Consider the following 22,067-nt stretch of genomic DNA (forward strand, 5'->3'; position numbering starts at 1 on the left):
AATAAAATCATTTACTAATTTGATAATTTGGTAAATTTGTTGCTTAAATATTTCAAATTTACTATTTATGTATCATTCAAAAATAACAGGATTGGGTTTTTATGTACCTAATAATATTGTCACTAATGATGATTTGTCTAAAAAAATAGACACCAATGACGAATGGATTCAAGAACGAACAGGAATTCAAGAAAGAAGACATGTCATAAGAGGAGAAGATACAACTACTTCAATGGGTGTAAAAGCTGCTGAGATTGCCATTGAAAGAGCAAAAATAGCCAAAGAAGATATAGATTTTGTTGTGTTTGCAACTTTAAGTCCGGATTATTATTTTCCTGGCCCAGGAGTTTTAGTGCAAAGAGATTTGGGGTTAAGAACGGTTGGAGCTTTAGATGTTCGTAACCAATGTTCTGGATTTGTCTATGCCATTTCAGTTGCTGATCAATATATTAAAACTGGAATGTATAAGAATATTTTAGTAATCGGTTCTGAATTACATTCAACTGGTTTAGATATGACAACTCGTGGAAGAGGCGTTTCTGTGATTTTTGGAGATGGAGCTGGAGCAGCCATTTTATCTAGAGAAGAAGATTTGTCAAAAGGAATTTTATCAACCCATTTACATTCAGAAGGTCAACATGCTGAGGAATTAGCTTTAATAGCACCAGGTATGGGAAAAAGATGGGTGACAGATATTATTGCCGATAACGATCCAGATGACGAAAGTTATTATCCTTATATGAATGGTCAATTTGTATTTAAAAATGCAGTAGTTCGTTTCAGTGAAGTTATTAACGAAGGATTACAGGCTAATAATCTAGAGGTTTCAGACATTAATATGTTGATTCCTCATCAAGCAAATTTGAGGATTTCTCAATTTATTCAAAAGAAATTTGGGTTAAATGACGACCAAGTTTTCAATAACATTCAAAAATACGGAAATACAACAGCAGCTTCTATTCCAATTGCTTTAACAGAAGCTTGGGAACAAGGAAAAATTAAAGAAGGAGATTTAGTTGTTTTAGCAGCTTTTGGAAGTGGTTTTACTTGGGGAAGTGTAATTATTAGATGGTAAAAATTGATTTTCTGATTTTCAGATACTAGATTTTCAGATTAATTTAATTTCATCCAAAAAAAAAGAAATACAGAGTAAAACCTATAATAAATGCAGTTCATCCGAATTGCATTTTTTTTTGCAAAAATATTTCAAAATCTATTGCCTAAATTTACTACATTTGCACCTTCAAAAAACACATTAAATGACTTTACATCAAATTCTTACCGAGCAGATACAAGACGCAATTCAAGAACTTTTCAATTTAACTATTGAAACAATTGAATTTCAAGCGACTAGGAAGGATTTTGAAGGTGATGTAACGATGGTTGTTTTTCCATTAGTAAAAATTTTGAAAGGAAATCCTGTTGAAATTGGAACTAAAATCGGAACTTTTTTAGCAGATAAAAATGACATCGTAAGTCGTTTTAATGTTGTGGGTGGTTTTTTAAATTTAGTAATTTCAGATGATTTTTATGTAAAATTCTTCAATTCAATTAAGAATAAAGAAGATTTTGGATTCGTAAAAATAGATGAAGATGCTAAAGCCATTATGGTTGAATATTCTTCGCCAAATACAAATAAACCTTTGCACTTAGGACATATTCGTAATATTTTATTAGGCTATTCTGTAGCTGAAATCATAAAAGCATCCGGAAAAAAAGCTTATAAAACTCAAATTATTAACGATAGAGGAATTCATATTTGTAAGTCAATGTTAGCTTGGCAAAAATATGGTGAAGGACAAACTCCAGCATCAACAGGTTTAAAAGGGGATAAATTAGTTGGGAATTTCTATGTAGAATTCGATAAGAACTACAAAAAAGAAATTGCTGTATTGATGGCTGAAGGAAAAACTGAAGATGAAGCTAAAAAATTAGCACCATCAATTGTTGAAGCGCAACAAATGTTGTTAAAATGGGAAGCTGGTGATGAAGATGTGGTAACGCTTTGGAAAACTATGAACCAATGGGTTTATGATGGTTTTGAACAAACATATAAAAACTTAGGAGTAAATTTTGATAGTTATTATTACGAAAGCAACACGTATTTATTAGGTAAAGAAGTAGTTCAATTTGGATTAGAAAAAGGGATTTTTGAAAAAGATCCTGATGGTTCAGTTTGGATTGACTTAACGGAAGATGGTTTAGATAGAAAAATTGTATTGCGTTCTGATGGAACAGCAGTTTATATGACGCAAGATATTGGAACAGCTATTCAACGTGTAAAAGATAATCCAGATATTGGTGGAATGGTTTATACGGTTGGAAATGAGCAAGATTATCATTTTAAAGTATTATTCTTAATCCTAAAGAAATTAGGTTTTGAATGGGCAGAAAGCTTATTTCATTTATCATATGGAATGGTTGAATTACCTTCAGGAAAAATGAAATCTCGTGAAGGAACAGTTGTAGATGCAGATGATTTAATGCAAGAAATGATTACAACAGCTCAAACTATTTCTGAAGATTTAGGAAAATTAGATGGTTATTCGGAAGAAGAAAAATCTTGTTTATATGAAACAATTGGGATGGGTGCTTTAAAATATTACATGTTAAAAGTTGATCCTAAGAAACAAATGTTGTTCAATCCGGAAGAATCGGTTGATTTTGCTGGAAATACTGGGCCTTTTATTCAATATACTTATGCTCGTATTCAATCAATTTTACGTAAAGCTGATTTTGATTGTTCTAAAGAAGTAAGTGTTGAATTGCATGAAAAAGAAAAAGAATTAATCAAACAAATTCAAATGTATCCTGATGTAATTCAGAGTGCGGCTACAAATTATAGTCCAGCTTTAATTGCAAATTATACGTATGAGTTAGTAAAAGAATTCAATTCGTTTTATCAAAATGTTTCTATTTTAGGAGAAACCGATGAAGCTAAAAAGATATTCAGAGTTCAATTGTCTAGAACAGTTGGAAATACTATAAAATCAGCCTTTCAACTATTAGGAATTCAGGTTCCTGAACGAATGTAATTCATTTTCTAAACGTGGAAACTAACAAGAACTATTTCTTTCAAGCTTTTTTGTTGCTGATCATTTCAGCAGGAGCTTTTATTGCATTTAAAACAGTTTTACCAAAAAAATTATTAGAACAAAGTAAACTAGAATCAAAAAATGTAGTCATTGATAGTTTGCTTTTAGATGCAATTGAAGAAGATACTAATGCTGAAAGCAATGAATTAGTAGATGAAAAGGATTCATTAATCAAGAAAGTAATTACTTTTAAAGCTAATCCAAAATCTGGTGTAAAATATGCTTCAGAAAAATTTGATAATTACAAAGGATATCAACATGTAATTCCTTTTTACGAAAAATTACAACAATTAGAAGCTACAAAAACAGGAAGTGTTAGAATTGCTTATTTTGGAGATTCCATGAATGATGGCGATATGATTGTGCAAGATATTCGAAAGCTTTTTCAGGATCAATTTGGTGGTCAAGGAGTTGGTTTTGTAAATATTACTTCCGAATCGGCAAGTTCAAGAGCTACAATTAAGCATGAATTTTCAACAAATTGGAAAACACAATCTTATTTAAAAACTAAAAAGCCAATACGTTCTTTTGGAGTAAACGGACATGTCTTTTTTGCAAATGATACTTTGCATACAACTTGGGTAAAGTTCAAAGCCAACAATTATAAGCATTTAACACAATTAAATAATCCAACGTTGTATTATGGAAATTCAACCAACAAAGAAGCAATGGTTTCTTATGTTATTGGAAAAGATACTATTTATAAGAAGCTGAATGGAGAAAGTCAATTGAACACTTTAAAATTAGCCGATAATTTAAAAAGTGTGAAAGTCAATTTCATTAACGCAGAAAATGTGCCAATTTATGGCTTCAATTTTGATGATGGAAAAGGAGTTCATGTAGATAATTTTTCTAATAGAGGAAATTCAGGATTGCCTATTTCAATTTTTAATGTTGGAATGATGCAAGCTTTTGATAGCAAATTAAATTATGATTTAGTAGTACTGCATTATGGTACAAATGTGCTAAATTATGGTACTTATGATTACTCATGGTACGAAAAACGAATGACAAAAGTTGTGAATCATATTAAACAATGTTTTCCTGGAGTTGCCGTTTTAATTGTGTCAACAGCGGATAAATCAACTAAATATGATTTAGAAATGAAAACCGATTCGGCAGTTGTTCCTCTAGCTATGGCTCAAAAGAAATATGCCGTAAAATCTGAAGCTGGATTTGTAAATTTATATACATTAATGGGTGGCGATGGTTCTATGGTTCAATGGGTTGAAGGAGTTCCGTCAAAAGCCAATAAAGATTATACACATTTTAATTACACAGGTTCAAAAGAAATAGCGCAATTGATTTATAATGAAATATTTAACGGCTATTCACTTTTTAAAACTCTAAATAAAGGATATATTGTTCCCAAACGAAAAAATGACAGTGTTTACACCAAAATTGATAGTACAAATGAATAAAGCCCTAATTTTTATTTTGGTGTTGACTTTTCAATTTTGTTTTTCGCAAGATGTGGATTCATTATACACCAAAGTTGACTCTATTCAAGTTGCAACTGATTCTGTTGTTTTTCCGGAATATTCAAATAGAATTATCAACGATAAAGCTATAAGTAAATCGCTTTACGCTTTAGATGCTATTGAAAATAAACAATATAAAAAGTTACGCATTGTTCATATAGGAGATTCTCATATTCAGGCAGATATTATGACAGATTATATGAGACAAAATCTTCAAAAAAAATTTGGTAATGCAGGTTTAGGTTTTGCTTTTCCTTATAAAATGGCAAAAACGAATGGTTCTTATCTAGCTAAATTAACTTCAGATATTTCATTTGATTCTTATAGAAATATAAAAGCTATTGATACTTTACCCGTTGGATTGAGTGGAATTGCTATTTATACAGACAAAAAAGATTTTTCAATAGAGTTGAATGTAAAAGAAGACTATAAATTCAATTCGATAAGAATTATAACACCAAATAATCAAAATTCTTTTTTTGTAGCCAATACATTTGAAGTTAAAAACGAAATTATTCAAACAGAAGTTCCTAAAGAAATTCCAAAGAAAATTACAGGTTATACTACTAGAAAAATTAATAAAACAATAAATCACAAAATTAAAAAAGGTGAAGTTTTATCAATTATTGCCAACAAATATGATGTAAGTGTTTCCGAAATTAAGAAAGCTAATCACTTAAAGTCGGATAACATTAATTATGGCAAAACATTAAAAATTCCAACAATAGTTACACAAAGAATTCCAATTGAAGAACCAGATACAAATGATATAGCTTCTGTTGAATATGAAATTGTGACTAAAGAAGTAGCTACTAAAAAATTCCTTCCTTTAAATCAAATTTCCTATCCAATGTCGCATGATTATTATAGTCAAACTGCCATGGATAAAATTTTTATCATTCCAAATTCTGATTATACTGCTTTTGCTTTAAACGGAATTATACTAGAAAACGACAAACCTGGAGTAATTTATAGTTCAATTGGTGTTAATGGGGCAAAATGTTCAGATTTTAACAAATATGATATGTTTTTTCAGCAATTAACTGCTTTAGAACCTAATTTAATTGTCATTTCTTTTGGGACTAATGAGAGTTTTGACAAATTAGATAATGATGTATTTATTGAAAGGTTAAATCAATTAATTGATAATATTAGATTGTTTAATTATGAGGCTGAAATTTTAGTTACAACACCACAACCTTCGCAATTTGGTAGAAAAAGTAAAAATTATTTAGTGGAACAATATTCTAAAAGCATCATTGACCAAGCTGAAATAAAGAATTATGCTGTTTGGGATATGTATAATGATTTAGGTGGTGCAAAAGACGTGAATACAAACTATAGAAATGGTTTAATTACTTCTGATAAAGTGCATTATACTTACAAAGGCTACAAAAAACAAGCAGACGATTTTTATGAAGCGTTGATGCAAACTTATCAATTTTATAAATCAGCAAAATAATTCTTGAAAACAATTCAAAACATTAACGATTGGATTATTCAAAACATTGGCGTTTTGGATGCTGAAACTATTAATAGTTGGTTTATTTATAATCCAGAACGACCATTATTATTTAATAGTGCCTTGTTTTTAGGATTTTTTATTGTTTTCTATCTTATCTACATTCTGACTAAGAAAACACATTATTTCAGAATCACTTATGTGGTTTTGTTTTCATTGTTTTTTTATTATAAATGTAGTGGAATTTACTTTGGGTTATTGATATTTTCTTCTATTTTAGATTACTCTTTAGCTAAGTTAATTCATGAAGAGAAAAGCAAAGGCTATAGAAAATTTTATTTGATAGTCAGCCTTTTGGTAAATTTAGGATTGTTAGCCTATTTCAAATACACCAATTTTTTCATTGATAATATCAATACTATTTTAGATAGAAATTTTGCTTTTTATGATATTATTCTTCCTGTCGGAATTTCGTTTTATACCTTTCAAACACTAAGTTACACTATTGATGTTTATAGAAAAGAATTAGAGCCTACCAAAAGTTTTATTGACTTCTTGTTTTTCGTTTCCTTCTTTCCACAATTAGTGGCTGGACCAATTGTTAGAGCGAAAGATTTTATTCCACAGATTTATGAAAAATTAAGACTTTCTAAAGAAGATTTTAATAACGCTTTGTTCTTAATTATTGGTGGTTTATTGAAGAAAGCTGTTATTTCAGATTACATTTCCATCAATTTTGTAGATAGAGTTTTTGATGCACCAAACAGTTATTCAGCCTTTGAAAATTTAATGGCTTCTTATGGTTATGCTATTCAAATTTATTGTGATTTCTCTGGATATTCAGATATTGCTATTGGTTTAGCTTTATTAATGGGATTTTGGTTGCCAGCCAATTTTAGAACTCCATATCAGTCAGGTTCTATAACAGAATTTTGGAGAAGATGGCACATTTCATTGTCAACTTGGTTGAGAGATTATTTATACATTTCATTAGGAGGAAATAGAAAAGGAAATTTTAGAACATATATTAACTTATTCTTGACTATGTTATTAGGAGGTTTATGGCATGGTGCAAATTGGAAATTTGTTTTTTGGGGAGTTTTACATGGAACTGCTTTAGTTGTAGAAAAATTCTTTAGTAAATTTATTAAATTACCTAAAAATTACTTTGTTCGTTTTATTCAAGTGGTTTTAACATTCCATTTTGTTGTTTTTGCTTGGTTGTTTTTTAGAGCCAAAGATTTTACAACAGCTTTTCAAATTGCAGAAAATATTAGTAATTTAACTTTTGATTTGAACAAATGGCAAACTATAATTTTAGGTTATAAAAATGTATTTATTCTTTTAGCCATAGGTTTTGTTTGGCACTTTTTACCAACGAAAGTTATTGATGGATTAAGAATAGCTTTCAACAAAACACCATTACCTTTAAAAGCAGTTTTATTTGGATTAATCTTTTGGTTAATTTATGCTACTGCTTCTGCAGGACCACAACCCTTTATATATTTTCAGTTTTAAAAATAAAAAAAATGGCAAGTATTTCACTTGCCATTTTTAATTTTACATACTATGTATTATTTTTTTAAAATGGTATTTAGCACTAAATCTTTGTCTAATTTTTTGGTACAGAAGAACCAATCTTTACAATCTAAGTTTTCAGTATCTTCCATTCTGTCTTGAGCCACTCCACAAGAACCAGCTGTTGGAACTATTACTTCGTCACCTGGTTGCCAATCTGCTGGACAAGCAACTTGAAACGCATCAGCAGTCTGTAAAGCAAGTAAGGCTCTATATATTTCTTGAAAGTTTCTACCAATACTTAAAGGATAATATAAAATAGTTCTAATTATTCCTTTTGGATCTACAAAGAAAACCGCTCTAACTGCTTGTGTACTACTTTCACCAGGTTGAATCATACCATATTTATTAGATACTTTCATAGAAATATCTTCAATTAAAGGAAATTTCACTTCTATGTTTTTCATTCCTTTATATTCAATTTTTTCTTTAATGGTTCTTAACCATGCAATGTGACTATATAATCCATCGATTGATAATCCTAATAATTCACAATTTGCATCATTAAATTGTTGTTCCATATTAGCAAATGTCATAAACTCAGATGTACAAACAGGTGTAAAATCAGCTGGATGACTAAAGAAAATTACCCATTTTCCTTCATAATCTTTAGGGAAATTAATTGGTCCTTGTGTACTTACAGCTGTAAATTCTGGAGCTTTATCTCCAATTCTCGGCATTACGTTTATTACTTGATCTTCCATAATTATATGTTTTTTGTGTTATTATTTCTGATACAAATTTCCTATAATATAAAATGTAAATATGTTACGCATGTGCTTGTGTATTGATTTTATTTATCGTATAATTAATCGTAATAGTATTTAGTTATAGCTAAATAGTATTTCCTTATTTAAACCGATTATCGGTGTTTTTATTCGTTTAAAATCTTTTTTAAAATGATATTGTATTGACAATCAGATATTAACATTTATTGGATAAAATAGGTTAATAAAAAATTATTGAAAAAAAGTATTGTACAAAAAAAAATAATACTTTTGAAAAAAAATAAATGTATGAGTACAAATAAAAAAATCACAAAAGTTAATAGTGAAAATAAACCAACTGGTAATTCTGACTATACTTTTGTTCCTACAGCGGAAAGTAAGTCTCAAGCCAATCAATTTAGAATGTTTGCTGTCTTATTATGGCTTGGCGCAATAGTGGCTCAAGTTTTTGCTATTAGAATGTTTCTAAAAGCTGTTAATACTGGAGAATCACCTATCAATGTTTGGGTAATTGGACTTATTGTTTTAGATTTAATTCTTGTTTTTGCAGGTTCAATTTTATGGAAAAAATCAAACAGATTAGATCCTCCTTCAGAGAAGAACAAGTTTTTATTCTATATGCAAAATCAATTAGGAGTAATTATGGCTTTTGTAGCTTTCTTACCTTTAATTATTTTTATTTTAACGAATAAAAAAGTTGATGGAAAAAGTAAAGCTATTTTAGGAAGTATAGCTGGAGTTGCTTTATTGATTGCAGGCATCGGTGGTTTTGAATCAAACATGGCTTCAGTGGAACAATACACAGAACAAACAAGACAGGTTGAGGATTTAACTGGTGGTTCAAATAATGTGTTTTGGACAAAATCAGGAAAAAGTTATCATTTATATAACGATTGTGGATATATTAATGGTGACAGAACTACAGAAATCTTTGAAGGAACTGTTGCAAAAGCTCATGAAATGAAAAACATTACGGACTTATGTGATAGATGTGAAAACAGAGCTAAAAAAGCAAATGACGAAATTGTACAACCAGTTACAGAATCTGAAAATGCAGCGACACTTTCATTAGATTCGATACAATAATTCATATTTTAATATATAAAAAAAGGGATAACGTATAAGTTATCCCTTTTTTATTTGTAATAGTTTTAGAGTTATTAAAAACCATAATTTACATTCAAAAACACATTTCTACCCATTCTTGGGATTGTATTCCAATCGGCAAAAGTTGAATATTCGCTATCTAAGATGTTTTCAACTCCGGCTTTAAGGTTTAATTTGTTTTGATTTAAATCAAAAGTATAATTTGAAGCAAAGTTAAGAATTGCATAATCTGGTTTTTTAATTTCTCCGTAAGTTGGAGCATAATTAGTATGAATCAAATTTCCTTGAAGACCTATTTCAGAAGCAAATTTTCTTTTCTTGAATTGAAATTTAGAATTATAAGCTAATGGACTAATGAAAGGTAAGTTTTCATCATCACTTCCTTTTCCGTAGCTATATGTAAATTGATTTACCCATTTTAAATCATTAGTAAAATAAGTTTCAAAATCTAACACTGATTTTATTAACGTAGCGTAGTCTAAAGCACTGTAAATCTTAACACCACTTGCTCCAATTGTCATAGGTAAAATAGAAGCGTCTGGCGTTCCAATTATGTAATTTGAAATATGAAAATAAGAAGTAGTCAAAGAAGTTTTAAATTTTGAAGGCTTGTAACTAATAGCAAAAGAGCCTTCAACTGATTGTTCGTTTTTTAAATCAGGATTCCCAACATAATCATATCTATCAAAACTATTGAATAAATAAAATCCATAAGCTTCAGAAATTGATGGAGCTCTTTCTCCATAAGCTAATCCGAAATTAAAACCAAAGTTTCCTTTTTTCCAATTGTAATTTGAAGCTAAACTTTTAAGCATTCTACTTTTATCAGCTTCCATATCTGGGTAAAAAATCTGTAAACTTTCTAATCCGAAGGTACTTTTAATTTCATTAAAGTGATTTCCCAAACTTGCTGATACTTTTAAGTTTGAATTAGGATTGAAAACATACGTATTATCTAAATAAATTCCGTTATAAAACGTAACAACATCAGGCCAAGTCAACATAAACATTATATTTTCATTTGGATCACTTGGATACATAGTCATTTCAGCTTTTGAAAGATTATAAAACGAATTGAAAGCAGCTAAAAACGAATTTTTTTTAACTTTCCCATTCAAGTTTAAATACATTCCGTAAGTATCACTCCAACCAGGCATGTCCATGTGAATAGCAACGTTTGGTCGTTTTGTATCATCCATAGTGTGAGTTATCGTATTGTAATATACTTTAGTTTCAAATTTACTTACAATTGAATTTAAAGGTAAATACTCAAATTTTAAAGATGTAATTAAAGCTTCAGCCAAAGAAACATCCATAGGTAGAGCAGGATAACCAACATCTGTAGCTTTATCATAAATAACTGCTCCTTCAATATATTTATTTTTGTTAAACAAATAACCAGCCGTACTTGACATGTTTAGCTTTCTAAATTGCGAAAATGAAACTTCATTGTTATTGCCTGCTTTGTAATTTTCGGCATCTCTAAACATGATGTTGTTGTCAATAAAAAACGAATTACCTACATAATTTAAAGCTGCACCAATAATTTTTTGTTGGTTGTTAAACTCATAACCCGAGTTGATATAACCGTTAATTCCTTTTTTAGCGAATGTACTTTTACTTCTTTTTAAATCTAAAGAACCACCAATTGTTGGACCGTGGCAACTTCCACTTTGACCAGAAGAAATTTCAGCTTCAGAAAGATTTGAAACCTCTACATAAGAAGTAATGGGATCCATTTTGTCTGTACAAGCGCCAAAAATTCGCATTCCATCAATTGTGATTACAGTTCGTTCTGTACTCATATTATTGATGTTTGGTTCCCAAGCATAACCACCTCTTTTTATCATTTCAACGGTTCCTGCTTGTTGTAGGTATTCGTCAATTGTAGCTAATGGTTTAAATTGTTTTTGTTCTAATTGTGCTTGTTTACCAATGAGGATAACTTCTTTTAAATTAATTTTTTTTAAAGTGTCAACTTCGATATCTTGGGCAAAAAGAGAAGTCATGCTAAAAAATAAAATAGCGATGAAATATAAATTTTTCATTTTTTTGATATAAAGATTTTCTATGAAATAAAAATCAATTATTGTAAGATTTGAAAAAATTAAAAAGGTTAAAAAGTTGTTTTTTAACCTTTTTAAAGATGTATTATTAGAACTCTAGTTCTAAATAAATACTACTTGCTGTAGTAGTTTCAGTAATTGTTTCTCCTTTTAAAACTTCGTCTATATTGTTTAATAATTGAAGGTTGATTTTCCAATAACCCGTCATGGTTAAAGATAGTTTTCCTCTATATAATTTATCAGCAGATTGTGTTAAATCTACATTGTTTGGAGAACCATGATTTCCCATACTTGGCATTCTTGGGTCGATTTTGATTTTAAAATTATCAACTACAGGAAAACTCATCATACTTTCCATTTTGTATAACCCAAATGTAACATCATTAGTAGCAACTTTAGGAGTAGTAGGTTCAATCATAGCTATAACGTATCTTACATTATCAGAACCCGTAAAAGAAGTTACTCTTTGTTTTGCAGAAGCAGGAACATTTACTACAGCAGTTGCAGTATATGCAACATCAGCAATTGTATAATCTACTTGTAAATCCCAGTATTCAGTATCATTTTGAGCCATTTGAAAAACGATATATCCATTGTATAATGTTTCTTTTGAAGCTATTTTTGCAATTTCAGATTTTGGACAAGAATGCATCATCATAGCCATGTGCATTACTGGCGTCCATGTAATAGTTGCGTTTTTTTCGTATTCGTTTGTAGTTTTATTTTTGATACGTAATGAAATACCATTAAAACCTTGTTCTAAAGTTCCGGTAGAACTATATAATTCGATAACATGTGTATCGTTAGCAATTTCTTGAACTTTGTTTAATCCATCAAGTTCTGTAACAATTTGTTCTATCGTAGTATCATCATCAGAAGAGCAAGAAAGCATTGTTCCTAATAAGAATAGGAAAGTATATTTTAAAATTTTCATTTTGGTTTAATTTATTTTAGACATAAGTTGAATGTGTTGGCTATAGAATAACCAATGATTTGATAGAAATATCAATAAAAGAGGATGTTTATGCTAAAATGGGAGGATGAAAAATAGAAGTACTATTTAATCGAAAATATATGCAAGTGTATAAAGGTTGAACCTTTTTATCGATATAAATTTTAGGGTTAAAAACAAAAGAAGTAATGCTTTCACAATACAAAATTTCAAAAATTATAGTATTACTTCTTTGTTCATTTGATTTTGAATTGTCTTTTTTAGCTTCATTAGCCAATTCTTTTTTCAAATGACATTTACCATTACATTCTAATTCTGGTTTTTCAATGTTTTCACATAATTGAGTTGAAATATAATCATAGTTAATTATGTAATCAACAACAGGAAAAACCGGTTTGATTAACATAAAAGCAACTACTATGAAGGTTATAATTTTCAATTTTATAGTATGAAATAATTTACAGCACAAAATTAATACTTGATTTATAAAATCAATATGATTGTAATCATAAATAAGTAGAATTTAATTTCTCTTTCTTTAGACGAAGAAAAAATAATTCGCTTGCAAAAATAGAAATTAATTTTATTAAGTTGAGTATTAAAACTAATAATAATAATAATTTTTAATGTATGATTTGAGTCATAAAGCAAATGTTAAATAAATCAGAAATTTGTATCATAAATTAAAAACAAAGTTTATGAACAAATTATCTTTATTAGTAGTAGTATTTGTTTTATTCCTTTCTTGTGGAAAAAGCAAATCAGAATCAGGAGAAGATTTTTCAGCACCAGCAGCGTCTGAAGAATCTGCAGCGACTGATGCTTCTTCTTACGATCCAAACAGAGGAGAAGGAAAACACAGTAACATTGAATTGGGTGCAGCTTTAGATGGAGCTATGGCCTCAAAAGGAGAAGAAGTAGCTGGTGTAAAATGTACTTCATGCCACAAAATGACCGATGAACGTTTAGTAGGGCCAGGATGGAAAGGCGTAACAGAACGCAAAAAACCAGAATGGATTATGAACTTCATTACAAATCCAGATCCAATGATCGACAAAGATCCAGAATTACAAGCGCAATTAGAATTGTGTTTAGTACGTATGCCAAACCAATCGCTAAACGACACAGAAGCTCGCGAGATTTTGGAATTCATGCGTAAAAATGATGGTGTAAAATAAGTAATTTAAAATCGAAAGTATATGAAAAATAGATTTTTAAAAGCAACTTTTGCTATCGTTTTAATTGGAGCATATTTTGTTTCATGTAAGCCAAAAAACACAAGTGACGTTGCAGTAGGTGACGCTGCTCAAAGAGTATATGTTGCACCAGGAAAGTATGATGAATTTTACAACTTCGTTTCTGGTGGATTTAGTGGTCAAATGAGTATTTACGGACTTCCAAGTGGTAGAATGTTAAAAGTTATTCCTATTTTCTCTCAAGATCCTGAAAGTGGATGGGGATATAGTGAAGAAACAAAACCAATGTTAAATACTTCAGAAGGATATATCCCGTGGGATGATCAACATCACTTGGAACTATCTCAAACTAACGGAGAAGTAGACGGAAGATGGATTTTTGCAAACGCCAACAATACACCTCGTATTGCGAGAGTAGATTTAAAACGTTTTAAAACAGCAGAAATTTTAGAATTGCCTAATTCAGCAGGTAATCACTCATCACCATTTATTACAGAAAACACAGAATATGTAGTTGCAGGAACACGTTTTGGTGTACCAGGTGATTATGAAGATGGTGATGTGCCAATTAATACATATAAGAAAAACTTTAAGGCTCACATCAGTTTTATTAAAGTAGACAAAGAATCGGGTGAAATGGATCTATCTTTCCAATTGCGTTTACCAGGTGTTAACTTTGACCTTTCTCACGCAGGAAAAGGAAAATCGCACGGTTGGTTCTTCTTTACTTGTTACAACTCCGAATTAGCTAATACGCTTTTAGAAGTAAATGCTTCTCAAAATGATAAAGATTTTATCATGGCAGTTAACTGGAAAAAAGCTGAAGAGTATATTAAAGCTGGTAAAGGTAAAATCGAAAAAGCAAGATATGCACATAATACTTGGGATGACGAAACTCATACTGGGAAATCAGTTATCAAAGAAGAAGTTTTAGTATTAGATGCTACAGCATTGAAAGATATTGTTTATTTAATGCCATGTCCAAAATCACCTCACGGTTGTGATGTTGATCCAACGGGAGAATACATTGTAGGTTCTGGAAAATTAGCAGCTTTAATCCCTGTATTTAGCTACACTAAAATGTTAGCAGCAATTGACAAAAAAGATTTCGAAGGAGATTATGAAGGAATTCCTGTATTAAAATACAACTCTGTTTTACATGGAGAAGTTCAAAAACCAGGTTTAGGACCATTACATACTGAATTTGATGGAAAAGGAAATGCATATTCAACGATGTTCGTTTCATCTGAAGTAGTAAAATGGGATATTAAAACACTTAAGGTGTTAGATAGACATCCAACTTACTATTCTCCAGGTCACCTTTCTATTCCAGGTGGAGATAGTAAAAAACCTTTTGGAAAATATATGGTAGTTTATAATAAAATTACCAAAGACAGATATTTACCAACTGGTCCAGAATTAACGCAATCTGCACAATTATTTGATATTAGTGGAGATAAAATGCAATTATTATTAGATTACCCTACAATTGGGGAACCTCACTATGCACAATCAGCTCCAGCAGACTTAATTCGTAATAATGGTCAATTAAAAATTTACGATATTAAGAAAAATAATCACCCAAGAGTTTCAAAAGGTGAAAAAGATACTAAAGTAGTAAGAGAAGGGAACAAAGTACATGTTTATATGACAATGATACGCTCACACTTTGCTCCAGATAATATTGAAGGAATTAAAGTGGGTGATGAAGTATATTTCCATGTAACAAATCTTGAACAAGATTGGGATGTACCTCATGGATTCTCAATTAGAAGAGCTAACGCGGCCGAATTATTAATTATGCCAGGTGAAACATCAACTCTATATTGGAAACCAACTAAAGTAGGTATTGTACCTTTCTATTGTACAGACTTCTGTAGTGCCTTACACCAAGAAATGTCAGGTTACTTAAGAGTATCACCAGCAGGAAGTAATGTTCCAATTTCATATAGTTTAGGTACTAATTTACCAGCTTCTTCAAAATAATAATAAACAAAAAAAAACGAGGGAGCAACTTAAAAATGCTCCCTTATTTTTTTTAAAAAACATTAAAATGAAAACAACAAATTTGTCTTTAGTTTCAAAAGTTATGCTTTTGATTGTAGGAATACTTTTTATAGCGTCTTTATTTTTACCCTTATGGAGAATCGAATTAGATGCACCTCAATATCCTGAAGGATTAACATTACAATTACATGCCAATAAAATTGCTGGTGATGTTAATATTATCAATGGATTAAATCATTACATTGGTATGGCAACATTGCACACAGAAAACTTTTTTGAGTTTAAAATTTTACCTTATATTTTTGGAGCTTTTGGCTTAATTGCATTTGCTTTGATTTTTATAAATCGTAGAAAAGCTGTTTTGGTTTTTTTAATCACTTTTGTACTTTTTATAGCGCTTTCAGCAGTTGATTTTTACAGATGGAATTACGAATACGGACATAATTTAGATCCAAATGCAGCTATTATTGTTCCAGGAATGGCTTATCAACCTCCGTTGTTAGGATTCAAACAATTATTAAACTTTGGTGCTTACTCAATTCCAGATGTTGGAGGTTGGTTGCTTACAGGTGCTGGATTATTATTAGCAACAATTGTATGGGTAGAATACAAATATAAAAAAACGACATAATGAAAATAGTATCTTACTTCTTATTACTAACCTTGATTTTCTCATGCGCTAAAAAAGAAGCAGAAGTAATCAAATTAAATACAGATGGATGCGAATTTTGTAAAATGAAAATCGCTGATGGAAAATTTGGTGCTGAGTTAATTACCACTAAAGGAAGAATTTATAAATTTGATGATATACATTGTATGGTGAATTATCAAAAAGAAAATCCAAATCCAAAGATTCAATCTTTTTACATTCACGATTTTAATCAGAACAATATACTTATTCCTGCAGAAACTGCTTTTTATGTAAAAGGAGGCAATATTAATAGCCCAATGCATGGCAATACTATTGCTGTTCAAACTAATGAAGAAGCCAAACAAATGGCTGAAAAATATAATGCAAGTCCTATTTCTTGGACCGAAATTATTAAATAAAAGTAAATGAAATATTTTTTAATTATACTGCTTCTTTTTTCATTTTCTCTGAATGCAACCACAATTCACGTAGGAAAAAATTATCCTATAAAGTCGGTAAAAGAAGGAATCGCTTTAACAAAAGATGGTGATACATTAATGGTTCATGGAGGATGGTACAAAGAAGGAAATATAATAATTGATAAAAAGATTGTGTTTATAGGCAAAGGTTTACCCGTTTTAGACGGTGAAAAGAAACATGAAGTCTTATCGATAAAATCAGATAGTGTCGTAGTAGATGGTTTTAAAGTAATCAAATCGGCTTATGCAACTATAACAGATCCGTGCGGCATCAAAGTATATAACGCTAAGTATGTTATAATTCAGAATAATGTTTTAGATGATAATTTTTTTGGTATTTACCTTCAGAATTGCCAGAAGTGTACCATAAAAAATAATCGTTTAAAAGCATATGGTAAGGAAGAACAACAACTTGGAAACGGAATACACTGTTGGAAATCAAACGATATCTTAATAATTGCAAATAGAATAGATGGCCATAGAGATGGTATTTATTTTGAATTTGTTTTTGACTCTTTAATTTGGAGAAACATCAGTACAAATAACGTTAGATATGGATTGCATTTTATGTTTTCTCACAGCGATACTTATATAACAAATATTTTTAGAAATAATGGAGCAGGAGTATCGGTTATGTACACTAAAGGTGTTAAAATGTTTAATAATACCTTCGAACAAAATTGGGGTGATTCTGCTTATGGACTACTTTTAAAAGACATTTCAGACAGTTATATTTTTAATAATAAATTTATATCCAACACTTCTGGAATTTATTTAGAAGGTGGAAGTCGTAATAAAATTGAGAAAAACCAATTCATTTCAAACGGTTGGGGAATGAAAATTCAGGCTAATTGTATGGATAATGAAATTGTAAATAATAATTTTTTAAAAAATACTTTCGATATAAGCACCAACGGAAGTCTTGTTCTAAATACTTTTAACAATAACTATTGGGATAAATATGAAGGATATGATTTAAATAGAGATGGAGTTGGCGATGTACCTTATCACCCATTAAGCTTATTTGCAGTTTTGGTCGAAAGTAACCCATCAACTATGTTGTTATATAGGAGTTTTATGATTACTCTTTTAGATAAATCTGAAAAAGTGTTACCCAGTATAACACCCGATAATTTTGTAGATAATAAACCATTAATGAAGCCATTGCCACTATGATTGAAGTAAGCCAAGTAAACAAAAAATTTGGAAAATTAGAAGTATTAAAAAACGTTAATCTTACTTGTAAAAAAGGAGAATGTATTGCGCTAATTGGTCCAAACGGTTGCGGAAAAACCACTTTAATAAAATCTATTTTAGGAATGGTTTTACCTGATAATGGAACCATTATTTTTAACGAAAAATCAATAAAAAACGAATATTTGTACCGAAATAATATTGGATATATGCCACAAATTGGCCGTTATCCGGATACAATGACAATCGGACAAGTAATTGAAATGATTAAAACCATTAGAAGTTCAAATGAAGTGTTAGATGAAGATTTGATAAAAGCCTTTGAATTAGAAAAAATGTTCGACAAACAAATGCGAACGCTTTCTGGAGGAACAACGCAAAAAGTAAGTGCCACATTAGCTTTTTTATTCAATCCAGATGTTTTGATTTTAGATGAACCAACAGCTGGACTAGATCCATTGGCATCAGAAGTATTAAAAGAAAAAATCATCAAAGAAAAAGAAAAAGGAAAATTAATTCTAATTACATCACATTTATTGAGTGAATTAGATGATTTAATTACCGAAATTGTTTTCATGCAAGAAGGTGAAGTTCATTTTCATAAAAAAGTAGCTACACTTTTAGAAGAAACTAATGAAACTAAAATTTCTAAGGCTATTGCATCAATATTGAAATCAAAAAAGAATTTAACCACATAGAATCATAGAATTATAATATTTTTAAATAGCTTCCTGTTTTTACATAGCTCTGAAATCTATATAATGTGAAGCATCTTAACACAATCAATGAAACTATGTTTCTATGTGTTTTAAACTAATTAAAAAAATGAATAGAATTATAAAAATTATATTATCCGATATTTTAAAGAACAAAATAGTTTTAGCTTTTACATTAATATTAGCTATTTTATCTTGGAGTTCGTTTGCCTTAGAAGATAATTCATCAAAAGGTTTGTTAACTATATTGAATGTAATTTTATTTACAGTTCCTTTAGTTTCAATACTTTTTGCAACCATATATTTATATAACAGTTCTGAATTTATTGAACTTTTATTAAGTCAGCCCATAAAAAGAGTCAAAATCTGGATGAGTTTATTCATAGGATTATCCACATCAATGGTCATTGCTTTCTTACTTGGGGCCGGAATTCCATTATTAATTTATAGTCCAAATGCTGTTGGTTTTATGATGATTAGCGTTGGAAGTATTATTTCGATAGTTTTTGTGGCTTTGGCATTTTTAAGTTCAATTGTGACAAGAGATAAAGCCAAAGGAATCGGAATTGCAATTATGATCTGGTTGTTTTTTGCTTTGCTTTTTGACGGATTGGTTTTGTTTTTATTATTCCAATTTGCAGATTATCCAATAGAAAAAGCCATGGTTGGAATAACAGCATTAAGTCCAATAGATTTAGCTAGAATTCAAATTTTATTACATCTAGATGTTTCTGCAATGATGGGTTACACAGGAGCTATTTTTAAAGACTTTTTTGGTACTTCATTAGGATTAATTGTTTCTTTTCTACTATTGTGTTTATGGGCAATTATTCCTTTTTCTATTTCCTTAAAAATGTTTAAAAGCAAAGATTTATAACCTTAAAAAAATGCGTTATGAAGAAAGATATTCAAAATAGAGCAGACATTATTAAATTAGTAGATACTTTTTATAATAAAACTAAAAACGATCCTTTAATTGGGCATATTTTTACAAATGTAGCCCATGTTAATTGGGAATTACATTTGCCAAGAATGTATGATTTTTGGGAAAATATACTTTTTTCTACCGCAAATTTTGATGGAAATCCCATGAAAACGCACAAAGAGTTAAATCAAAAAGCACCAATGAATTTCACACATTTTAACCGTTGGAACACATTGTTTAATGAAACTGTAGATGCATTATTTAAAGGAGAAAAAGCCGAAGAAATTAAAAATAGAGCTATGAATATTTCAAAAGCAATGATGGATAAAGCATTAAGTTAAATTTTGTTAAGTATGATTTAAAGCATAAAAATTTATTTGTTTTATCAATAATTTTGAACAGTTCGTAAAAAGTTTACGAGCTGTTTTTTAATTTAAATTCAAATTATATGAATGTTTTAGAACAACCAACAATAGGCGAATATGTAGCCAAAGATTTCAGAACTGCAGCAGTTTTTTCAAAATACGGAATTGATTTTTGTTGCAAAGGAAACAGAACTATCGAAGAAGCTTGTGAAAAAAAAGGAATGGATTTTTCTCAAATTGAAAATGAAGTTACGCAACTTTTAGAAACAAAATCAGATGGAGCAATAGATTTTAAATCATGGCCAAGTGATTTATTAATTGATTATATCGAAAAAACACATCATCGTTATGTGGAAGAAAAATCAGCTGTTTTAGTCGCATTTTTAGATAAATTATGCAAAGTTCATGGACATAATCATCCTGAATTATTTGAAATAAAAGAATTGTTTGATGGATGCGCAGGAGATTTAGCACAACATATGAAAAAAGAAGAATTGATTTTATTTCCTTTCATCAAAAAATTGGAATCTGCTAGTAGAACAGGACATTTAATTGAGCAACCTCATTTTGGAACTGTAGAAAATCCAATTGCCATGATGAAACATGAACACGAAAATGAAGGAGATCGTTTTGTTAAAATTGCAGCATTAACTAAAAATTACACGCCACCAACTGATGCTTGTAATACTTATAAAGTTACGTTTTCTATGTTGCAAGAATTTGAACAAGATTTACACAAACACATTCATTTAGAAAACAATATTTTATTTCCAAAAGCGATTGAAATGCAAAAGAAGTTTAGCTAAAACTTAAGAAGTGATCCATACAAAAAGCATAGTTCAAAATACTATGCTTTTTTTTGATTAATAATTTTCAATAGTTACTATTGATTTTAATACTATTTCACTTTTAATAGAATTAGAAACTAAACAAGCTGCTTCTGATTTTTCTAAAATACGTTTTGCTCTTTCTATTTTTTCTGGATCAGAAATTACTACTTCAGGTTTCAATATAATTTTAGTTATTAAATATTTACCTTCTATTTTTTCTAAAATTCCTTCAGAATCACACTTAAATGAAATGAAATCAAATTTTGAATATTCAGCAATAGCTAAAAAAGTCGTCATAAAACAACTTACAACTGAAGCAGTAAATAAATGTTCAGGAGACCAAATATTAGGCATTCCTTTGTCAAATTCTGGTGGTGTTGCAACTTCAATACTTATGGGTAATTCAGGAGAAGATATAGTTCCTTTTCTATCATTAGTCCATTTTAAGTTTACATTGTATACGTGATTTTCCATTATGAATAAGTTTTAATTTATACACAAATAGACTATTTATTTTTAATTAATTATATGACATTAGTCATTTTACATCATTTTTTACAAGATATAAAAAAAGCATAGGTTACGACAGCCTATGCTTTTCTCAATTAAAAAGAACAATTTTTGAATTAATAATTATCTTTTATTTGGGTAATAAAACGTCATTAATTACATGAATAATTCCGTTTGAAGTTTCAATTGTAGCAACAATTTCAGAACCATTTACAAACGTTTTATCATCTTTTTTAGTGATTTTTACTTTTCCACCGTAAACCATATCAAAATCTTGACCGTCTTGCATGTATTCAGTTTTTAAAACACCAACATAAGTATGGTAGCCTAAAATATTTTCTAAATCACCTTTTTTCTCTGGTTTTAATAAATCATCAACAGTTCCAGCTGGTAATTTGTCGAAAGCAGCATTTGTTGGAGCAAAAACGGTAAATGGTCCTGCATTACTTAGCGAAGTTACAAGTCCAGCTGCTTTTAATGCTGCAACTAATGTTGAATGATCTTTGCTGCCAGATGCAACTTGCACAATATTTGGGTTTGAAGCATCATCTTGAACACCTTCTTGTCCAACACTTAAATCAGTACTAGTTTCTGTAGTTGTTGTTTCTTGTGTTGCTTCATTGTTCTCTTTACAACTTCCTAAAAAGAATAAAGATGTAAGGACTAAAAATGAGATCGTTTTTTTCATAATGGTTATACTTTAATATTATACTACAAAGTACCATCATAACCACAATTTATTTTA

Annotated in this window: 21 protein-coding genes; 15 read left to right on the plus strand and 6 right to left on the minus strand. The window is 29.6% G+C overall.

From position 1 onward, the window contains the following. Positions 1 to 67: 67 nt before the first annotated feature. The 5 genes from G507_RS0113505 (at position 68) to G507_RS0113525 (ending at position 7,556) form a co-directional block, all read left to right on the plus strand. Entirely contained in the window at positions 68 to 1,075 is a 1,008-nt protein-coding gene (locus tag G507_RS0113505; protein WP_026717987.1) for a 3-oxoacyl-ACP synthase III family protein, read from the plus strand. A gap of 184 nt (positions 1,076 to 1,259) precedes the next feature. Then, on the plus strand, positions 1,260 to 3,035 hold the full coding sequence (gene argS, locus G507_RS0113510) for an arginine--tRNA ligase (RefSeq protein WP_026717988.1): 1,776 nt from the start codon (positions 1,260 to 1,262) through the stop codon (positions 3,033 to 3,035). Between the two features lie 14 nt (positions 3,036 to 3,049). After that, complete coding sequence (locus G507_RS16990; protein WP_035666286.1) at positions 3,050 to 4,516, plus strand: SGNH/GDSL hydrolase family protein; 1,467 nt, start codon at positions 3,050 to 3,052, stop codon at positions 4,514 to 4,516. Next, a complete protein-coding gene (locus G507_RS16995; protein ID WP_051191698.1) occupies positions 4,509 to 6,038 on the plus strand; it encodes a LysM peptidoglycan-binding domain-containing protein in 1,530 nt (509 codons plus the stop codon). Before G507_RS16990 ends, G507_RS16995 begins: the two co-directional genes overlap by 8 nt. 3 nt (positions 6,039 to 6,041) lie before the next feature. Beyond that, the gene (locus tag G507_RS0113525) at positions 6,042 to 7,556 is read left to right on the plus strand and encodes an MBOAT family O-acyltransferase (RefSeq protein ID WP_084518988.1); all 1,515 of its coding nucleotides are present in this window, start codon (positions 6,042 to 6,044) and stop codon (positions 7,554 to 7,556) included. A gap of 56 nt (positions 7,557 to 7,612) precedes the next feature. On the opposite strand, the gene G507_RS0113530 is transcribed toward G507_RS0113525, so the two are convergent. Further along, positions 7,613 to 8,320: a peroxiredoxin gene (locus G507_RS0113530; protein WP_026717990.1), complete on the minus strand. Its 708-nt coding sequence runs from the start codon at positions 8,318 to 8,320 to the stop codon at positions 7,613 to 7,615. A gap of 312 nt (positions 8,321 to 8,632) precedes the next feature. On the opposite strand from G507_RS0113530, the gene G507_RS17000 reads away from it, so the two are divergent. Further along, complete coding sequence (locus G507_RS17000; protein WP_051191700.1) at positions 8,633 to 9,430, plus strand: hypothetical protein; 798 nt, start codon at positions 8,633 to 8,635, stop codon at positions 9,428 to 9,430. Positions 9,431 to 9,504: 74 nt separating this feature from the next. Here the strand turns inward: G507_RS17000 and G507_RS0113540 are convergent, their stop codons facing one another. The 3 genes from G507_RS0113540 to G507_RS0113550 form a co-directional block, all read right to left on the minus strand. Further along, entirely contained in the window at positions 9,505 to 11,499 is a 1,995-nt protein-coding gene (locus G507_RS0113540) for a TonB-copper family protein (protein WP_026717991.1), read from the minus strand. Positions 11,500 to 11,605: 106 nt separating this feature from the next. After that, positions 11,606 to 12,451, minus strand: a complete 846-nt coding sequence (locus G507_RS0113545) for a hypothetical protein (RefSeq protein ID WP_026717992.1) — start codon at positions 12,449 to 12,451, stop codon at positions 11,606 to 11,608. Between the two features lie 88 nt (positions 12,452 to 12,539). Then, a complete protein-coding gene (locus G507_RS0113550; RefSeq protein WP_051191702.1) occupies positions 12,540 to 12,908 on the minus strand; it encodes a hypothetical protein in 369 nt (122 codons plus the stop codon). 259 nt (positions 12,909 to 13,167) lie between these two features. On the opposite strand from G507_RS0113550, the gene G507_RS0113555 reads away from it, so the two are divergent. The 9 genes from G507_RS0113555 (at position 13,168) to ric (ending at position 20,788) form a co-directional block, all read left to right on the plus strand. Next, positions 13,168 to 13,647, plus strand: a complete 480-nt coding sequence (locus G507_RS0113555; protein ID WP_026717994.1) for a c-type cytochrome — start codon at positions 13,168 to 13,170, stop codon at positions 13,645 to 13,647. Between the two features lie 21 nt (positions 13,648 to 13,668). Continuing rightward, positions 13,669 to 15,651, plus strand: a complete 1,983-nt coding sequence (gene nosZ / locus G507_RS0113560) for a Sec-dependent nitrous-oxide reductase (RefSeq protein WP_026717995.1) — start codon at positions 13,669 to 13,671, stop codon at positions 15,649 to 15,651. Positions 15,652 to 15,718: 67 nt separating this feature from the next. Then, complete coding sequence (locus tag G507_RS0113565) at positions 15,719 to 16,303, plus strand: hypothetical protein (protein ID WP_026717996.1); 585 nt, start codon at positions 15,719 to 15,721, stop codon at positions 16,301 to 16,303. Beyond that, complete coding sequence (locus G507_RS0113570; RefSeq protein WP_026717997.1) at positions 16,303 to 16,722, plus strand: nitrous oxide reductase accessory protein NosL; 420 nt, start codon at positions 16,303 to 16,305, stop codon at positions 16,720 to 16,722. Before G507_RS0113565 ends, G507_RS0113570 begins: the two co-directional genes overlap by 1 nt. Positions 16,723 to 16,728: 6 nt before the next feature. Further along, entirely contained in the window at positions 16,729 to 17,958 is a 1,230-nt protein-coding gene (locus G507_RS0113575) for a nitrous oxide reductase family maturation protein NosD (RefSeq protein ID WP_026717998.1), read from the plus strand. Then, positions 17,955 to 18,674 (plus strand): ABC transporter ATP-binding protein, encoded by a 720-nt coding sequence (locus G507_RS0113580; RefSeq protein WP_026717999.1) that lies wholly within the window; start codon positions 17,955 to 17,957, stop codon positions 18,672 to 18,674. Before G507_RS0113575 ends, G507_RS0113580 begins: the two co-directional genes overlap by 4 nt. Before the next feature lie 127 nt (positions 18,675 to 18,801). After that, on the plus strand, positions 18,802 to 19,569 hold the full coding sequence (locus tag G507_RS0113585) for an ABC transporter permease subunit (protein ID WP_026718000.1): 768 nt from the start codon (positions 18,802 to 18,804) through the stop codon (positions 19,567 to 19,569). Between the two features lie 17 nt (positions 19,570 to 19,586). Next, complete coding sequence (locus G507_RS0113590) at positions 19,587 to 19,958, plus strand: group III truncated hemoglobin (RefSeq protein ID WP_026718001.1); 372 nt, start codon at positions 19,587 to 19,589, stop codon at positions 19,956 to 19,958. A 107-nt stretch (positions 19,959 to 20,065) separates the two neighbouring features. Next, entirely contained in the window at positions 20,066 to 20,788 is a 723-nt protein-coding gene (ric, locus tag G507_RS0113595; RefSeq protein WP_026718002.1) for an iron-sulfur cluster repair di-iron protein, read from the plus strand. 57 nt (positions 20,789 to 20,845) lie between these two features. On the opposite strand, the gene G507_RS0113600 is transcribed toward ric, so the two are convergent. Further along, entirely contained in the window at positions 20,846 to 21,286 is a 441-nt protein-coding gene (locus G507_RS0113600) for an OsmC family protein (protein ID WP_026718003.1), read from the minus strand. 166 nt (positions 21,287 to 21,452) lie between these two features. Continuing rightward, positions 21,453 to 22,010: a fasciclin domain-containing protein gene (locus tag G507_RS0113605; RefSeq protein WP_026718004.1), complete on the minus strand. Its 558-nt coding sequence runs from the start codon at positions 22,008 to 22,010 to the stop codon at positions 21,453 to 21,455. Positions 22,011 to 22,067 lie beyond the last annotated feature (57 nt).

It is taken from the genome of Flavobacterium gelidilacus DSM 15343, assembly GCF_000422685.1.
GTDB lineage: Bacteria > Bacteroidota > Bacteroidia > Flavobacteriales > Flavobacteriaceae > Flavobacterium > Flavobacterium gelidilacus.